We start from the raw sequence: 5,674 nt of genomic DNA on the forward strand, positions 1-5,674 counted from the left end.
TCGAATTCGACAATTTCATCTTCCATTTTATAATTTATTGCCTCTGGCTCGCATACTTTTGAACATATTTCACAACCTTCAGTTTGGAAATGTATGCATGAAGTTGTGTCAATAACCGGAACTCGTGGAACAGCCTGCATGGATGGAACATAAATAGAAGTCTTTGCGCCAAGTGTGAATTCAGGTTTCTTACCACGATAATCTTCAATTATCATTTTTACATGACCCGTTGGACAAACTTGTGCACAAGCACCGCATACGATACATTTATCTGATTTCATATCGAATGGAAGGACTACTTCACGTTTAATTCCACGATTTGAAAATCCGAGAATTTCAGCTTTCACAAGATCGCGGCAGACGTTTACACACATGCCACAAAGTATGCAAGCATTTGGATCTTCATCACGTTCGAGAGATTCGAACCTTGGTTGAGTAACACCAAGTTTCTCCGCCATGTCTTTAACAACTTTAACATTGGGCCAACGCGAAAGCATCATTTCAATGATAAGTTTTCGAATCCATTGAATCTTCTCAGAATTCGTATAGACAGTTAGTCCCTCTCTGCATGGATAATTGCATGCTGTAACTACGCGACTTCGTTTTCCTCTAACAACTTCAACACTGCACAAACGACAAACGCCATAAGGTTCGAACAATTCGCTGTAACACATTGTTGGAATCCATATTCCGGCTTTTTCTGCTGCTTTAAGAATCGAAGTATCTTCAGCAACTTGAACTTGTTTATCATCAATTTTAACAGATACCATAATAAAACTTCCTTCTATTGAATATAAATTGCGTTGAAGTTACATACATCATAACAAACGCCGCACTTTCCGCATTTGGCTGGATCGATATAGTGAATCTTTTTAGTTTCACCAATAATTGCAGCATCGGGACAATGTTTCTTACATACGCTGCAACCATGTCCGACTTGAATACATGTTTTTTCATCTATTATGTACTCATTCAACTGACGACATATATGAGCTGGACATTTTTTATCTCTTACATGAGTTTCATATTCTTCTCGGAAATATTTCAGAGTTGTAAGAACCGGATTAGGTGCGGAACCTCCTAAAGCACAAAGCGAGGCTTCAACTATCCAATCGGATAATTCTTCAAGTAGAACCAAATCGTCCTCAGTTCCTTTGCCGACGGTTATTTTCTCGAGTATGTCGAGCATTCGTTTTGTTCCTTCGCGGCATGGAATACATTTACCACAAGATTCTTCTTGAGTGAATTTCAAAAAGTATTTTGCCATATCGACCATGCAATTATCTTCATCGGTGACAACCATTCCACCTGAACCCATCATTGAACCGACTTTGTTCAGTTCTTCATAATCAACAGGCAAATCAAGAAGACTTTCAGGAATGAATCCACCTGAAGGTCCTCCAGTTTGAACAGCTTTAAATCGCTTCCCTTCTCTTATTCCACCGCCAACTTTGAAGATTATATCTCGCAAAGTAATTCCCATTGGTACTTCTACTAATCCTGTATTATTCACTTTTCCAGCGAGTGAAAATACTTTTGTACCCTTACTTCCACCCCAAGGATCAACTGAAACATCTCCAGTACCAATACTTGAAAACCATTTTGCACCCTTTAACATTACCTGCGGAACGTTTGCCCATGTTTCAACATTGTTAAGACATGAAGGACAATCCCATAATCCTCTTTCAACCGTATGAATATATTTGGCTCTCGGTTCTCCTGGTTTACCTTCAATCGATGCCATGAGTGCTGTAGATTCGCCGCACACAAATGCACCAGCACCACGTCGAACTTCGATATTAAAATTGAATTCTTTATCGAAAATATTTTTACCAAGTAATCCGAATTCACGAGCTGCCTCAATAGCAATTTGAAATCTCTTTATCGCCAACGGATATTCCATACGAACATAGATAAAACCTTCAGAAACATTTTCGATTGCATATGCACCAATTATCATTCCTTCGATAACGGCGTGCGGATCGCCTTCAATTATACTTCTATCCATGAATGCACCAGGATCGCCTTCATCGGCATTACATATGACAAATTTTCTTGAACCATGAGCTTTCTTGCAAGATTCCCATTTTACTCCTGCTGGAAATCCTCCACCACCTCTTCCTCTCAATCCTGAAGCTTTAATTTCATTAAGTACTTCATTTGGTGTCATTGAGGTTAATACTTTAGCTAAAGCTTTATATCCTCCTCTTGCGATATAGTCTTGAATATTTTCCGGATCGATCATACCACGATTTCTCAGGGCAATTAAAGTTTGATCTGAGAAAAACGGAATATCAGACATTTTTGGAATCGGAGTTTTTTCTTCAGGAGGAGTGTATAAATATTTTTTAACAGGTCTTCCTTTTAAAAAATGTTCCTGAACGATAAGCTGCATATCGGTGGGTTTTAATAATTGATAAAAAATATTATCAGGCTGCACGACAACAATCGGCCCTGCACCGCAAAAACCATTGCATCCGGTATTAACAACTTCAACTTCATGTTGTAATTCATTTTTAAGAATTTCCTTTTCAAGAGCATCTCTTACTTCAAAAGAATGATTTGAAACACAACCTGTACCAGTACAAACCATTACTTGAACTCTGTATTTTTTCATTCGCTTACTCCATTATTTTCAGGATTATTGAATTCTTTCACTGCCAACCGATAACACACATTCCTCTACAAATTTTCCTTTCATCACATGTTCTTCAAATATTTTTTTTGCCCGCTCTTCATTAAGATCCGCATACTTAACGGGAGCTTGTCCGAGAAGCTCAAGAGTAGCCATCGGCTCGCGGCTACAAAGTCCCGCACAACCTGAAGTTGTAACAATCACATCCTTTACATCATTCTGTGCAATGAGGTTTAGAAATGTGTTCATAACATTTCGAGCACCCGCAGCTATTCCACAAGTTCCCATGTGGACTGTTATTTTAACTCGCCCAGCACCTTCACGGATATTCATTTTCCGTTTGACATCTTCGGCAATTTTATCAAGGTCTTCGATTTTTAATTTTGCCATAAAAATTTATCTCCTAAGATTTTATTTTCCCTCATATTTCTTTATCAATTTTGGTACACCCTGAACAGAAATCGGTCCATACAATTCATCCCCAATTATCACAACCGGAGCAAGCCCGCAAGTACCAACGCATCCGCAGATATCGAGACTAAACTTCATATCTTTAGTCGTATCGCCACATTTTATATCCAATTCTCTTTCAATTGCACTTACTAGTCTTTCGGCACCTAATGCATGACAAGGAGTTCCCATGCAAATATGGATGCGATGTTTACCTTTTGGTTTAAGACTGAATGCATTATAGAAAGTTGCGATATTGTAAATTTTAGCAATAGGAACATTTGCTCTTTGGGATACTTCCATGAGAATGTCGTAAGGCAAATAGTTGAATTCATTTTGAATGTCATGCATCATTTCAATAATATTCTCCGGTTTACGGTCCCAGCGGTCGATAATTTGCTGAGCCTTTTCTGCCGCTACATATTCCATATTATCTCCATTATTTTTTTATATTTATGTTTTCGCGAATAAATTTTCTTATGAATCCAAGAACGTTTACAGAATTGATTTGTAAAGTTGGATAAGATTCCCTAATGTCCTTGGTATCAAAGATGAATTTTGAACCATATAGAAAATGATTGTACCTAATATCGATTTCAGGATTTCCAGCAATGAGCATTACCAATGTTTCAGCAATATCTCCTACAGGTTTTGTATCAATATGACTCAATTTGAAAGTTGCTCGAATTTTGGTCCCAATTCCTTTTGATGAATCGACTGTTAATTTTCCTTCTGTTTGTTTAGTCGCTTCATCTAAAAATGCAAGACCTAAACCAACTTTTCGAGTTGTTCTTTTAGTTTGGAACGGATCGGCTGCATTTGCAGCAAATTCTTTTTCCATTCCTTGTCCGTCGTCTATAATTTCGAGTATGAGTAAATCATTCTCTTTATCTGTCTTAATAGTAATTTCAATATTTTTTGCACCTGCATTAACAGAATTTTCAGCTATATCAAGAATGTGCAGGGATAAATCTTCCATCTCAGTTAATGCCTATACTTCTTCCGCCAATATTTTTGAATGCTTTTTTCACTTCATCAAAAGATGGTTCTTCAATAAAAAACTGTGTAGTACACTTCGCAATATCTTCCAGTTTATGAGCGTCTGAATTTCTGATGAATGGTCTTACTGAATATTCTGCAAATCTATTTCGAGCTTCTTCCACTGAAATATTACTCGAAATTTCCAGTGCATCATATTCCAGGTTTTGCGGAATAAACCCGAGTTGACTTATAACGCTGTAACTTTCCCGATCGATATGTGAAGCAATTGCCAAACCATCAAGAGTATGAACCTGATTAACTATTTCATCCACTGATAATTCTGTTGCACCGATCAAGAGTTTATCCACAAAGCCTTCGACTTCGTCATTTTCATTTCCAATCACTTGAAGTCCAAAAACGTCGGGATTGTTTTTCCCTTTTAGATTATTATATACAATCGACTGCATTTCAAGAACAGAATCTAAATCTCTAAATAATGCTAAAGTGTGAACTTCTTCAATGGAGCAGATTTCCATTGCCGGAATTACAGTTAAACTATTTTTCTCAGCTACATTCAAAATCGCTGAAATATTTTCGGCAGAATTGTGATCACTGACTGCTATGAAATCGAGCTGTTTCTTCTTTGCTTCATTAATTATTTTTTGCGGAGTCATGCTCAGCTCACCACAAGGAGAAAGACAGCTATGTATGTGTAAATCTGCCATAAACTTTTTTAACATCAATTTTTTCCAATTCCGAAAGAATTGATTTTTCCTGCTAATTCGAAAGCCGGTAAATCGCTGATTAAAATCGGAATATTTTCTTCGACAGCTTTTTTTAGTGTATCTTCATTTGGCTGACGAGAGTTTACAAGAATTATTGCCGAATGTTCTTTTAAAACCGAAACAGCAACAATATTTAAATGAACTTGCATTGTTATCCAGATATTTCCGTTTTTACTATTTGCCATTACATCACTCAGCAAATCACCGCAATAACCACCAGTTACTTCTCTTTCTAAGTGTTCGTTTCCACATTTGATTTTCAAATTTGCAAGATTAACTAATTCACTTATTTTCATTTTTTCCACTTTCCCATCTTGATTGAATTTTTCTGCTGTGCTTCTGTGCGGTTTCACATAAGTTTCCCCCCATCGACTCAAACTTTTTAACTGTAAGAATAATACACTCATCAGCACACGTTAATCCTTTGATTACATCATCAGCAAAAGTTTCGCAAGTTGGTGCGCCACAAATTCCGCAATCAATTTTGGGAAGCATGTCAAGAATTTTTTGCTTCTGTTTCATCTTCTGAATTGCTTTAGATATATCGTCATCGAGTGGTTTAATCGGACTTGCTGAAATTTTGCCAAGCTGAGAGAAGAAATTTCTCCTATACAGCTCGCGTATATATTCTCTTTCTTGACAAGGTTGTGACCCGTATTTTTCAACTATCTTCAAAACTTTTCCGCGAGCGATATATTGATTCTCAATTGTTAAAGATCCACCGACACAAGCATTTGGACATGAATGACATTCGATATATTGTATATCTCTCAACTTTCCATTTTCAATATCTTCTAATATTCTGATGCAATAGTTTATTCCA

General features: G+C 36.9%; 8 protein-coding genes. All 8 read right to left on the bottom strand.

From position 1 onward, the window contains the following. Nucleotides 1-770, bottom strand: a 770-nt coding sequence (locus tag FJ213_12555; protein MBM4176982.1) for a 4Fe-4S dicluster domain-containing protein, incomplete at its 3' end; no start/stop codon positions are given. A gap of 14 nt (nucleotides 771-784) precedes the next feature. Next, complete coding sequence (locus FJ213_12560) at nucleotides 785-2,617, bottom strand: NADH-quinone oxidoreductase subunit NuoF (GenBank protein ID MBM4176983.1); 1,833 nt, start codon at nucleotides 2,615-2,617, stop codon at nucleotides 785-787. 24 nt (nucleotides 2,618-2,641) lie between these two features. Beyond that, nucleotides 2,642-3,025, bottom strand: a complete 384-nt coding sequence (locus FJ213_12565) for a (2Fe-2S) ferredoxin domain-containing protein (protein MBM4176984.1) — start codon at nucleotides 3,023-3,025, stop codon at nucleotides 2,642-2,644. A gap of 21 nt (nucleotides 3,026-3,046) precedes the next feature. Then, nucleotides 3,047-3,514 (bottom strand): NAD(P)H-dependent oxidoreductase subunit E, encoded by a 468-nt coding sequence (locus tag FJ213_12570; GenBank protein ID MBM4176985.1) that lies wholly within the window; start codon nucleotides 3,512-3,514, stop codon nucleotides 3,047-3,049. Nucleotides 3,515-3,524: 10 nt separating this feature from the next. Further along, on the bottom strand, nucleotides 3,525-4,064 hold the full coding sequence (locus FJ213_12575) for an ATP-binding protein (protein MBM4176986.1): 540 nt from the start codon (nucleotides 4,062-4,064) through the stop codon (nucleotides 3,525-3,527). Between the two features lies 1 nt (nucleotide 4,065). Continuing rightward, on the bottom strand, nucleotides 4,066-4,806 hold the full coding sequence (locus FJ213_12580; GenBank protein ID MBM4176987.1) for a PHP domain-containing protein: 741 nt from the start codon (nucleotides 4,804-4,806) through the stop codon (nucleotides 4,066-4,068). Then, on the bottom strand, nucleotides 4,806-5,147 hold the full coding sequence (locus FJ213_12585; GenBank protein MBM4176988.1) for a serine kinase: 342 nt from the start codon (nucleotides 5,145-5,147) through the stop codon (nucleotides 4,806-4,808). Before FJ213_12585 ends, FJ213_12580 begins: the two co-directional genes overlap by 1 nt. Next, nucleotides 5,134-5,625 (bottom strand): hypothetical protein, encoded by a 492-nt coding sequence (locus FJ213_12590; protein ID MBM4176989.1) that lies wholly within the window; start codon nucleotides 5,623-5,625, stop codon nucleotides 5,134-5,136. The genes FJ213_12585 and FJ213_12590 overlap by 14 nt, the downstream gene beginning before the upstream one ends. Between the last annotated feature and the right edge of the window lie 49 nt (nucleotides 5,626-5,674).

The sequence above is a fragment of the Ignavibacteria bacterium genome (assembly GCA_016873845.1).
GTDB lineage: Bacteria > Bacteroidota > Ignavibacteria > Ch128b > Ch128b > JAHJVF01.

Coding starts and splice junctions, on each gene's coding strand:
- FJ213_12560 (MBM4176983.1), bottom strand. CDS start 2,617: ATGAAAAAATACAGAGTTCAAGTAATGGTTTGTACTGGTACAGGTTGT.
- FJ213_12565 (MBM4176984.1), bottom strand. CDS start 3,025: ATGGCAAAATTAAAAATCGAAGACCTTGATAAAATTGCCGAAGATGTC.
- FJ213_12570 (MBM4176985.1), bottom strand. CDS start 3,514: ATGGAATATGTAGCGGCAGAAAAGGCTCAGCAAATTATCGACCGCTGG.
- FJ213_12575 (MBM4176986.1), bottom strand. CDS start 4,064: ATGGAAGATTTATCCCTGCACATTCTTGATATAGCTGAAAATTCTGTT.
- FJ213_12580 (MBM4176987.1), bottom strand. CDS start 4,806: ATGTTAAAAAAGTTTATGGCAGATTTACACATACATAGCTGTCTTTCT.
- FJ213_12585 (MBM4176988.1), bottom strand. CDS start 5,147: ATGAAAATAAGTGAATTAGTTAATCTTGCAAATTTGAAAATCAAATGT.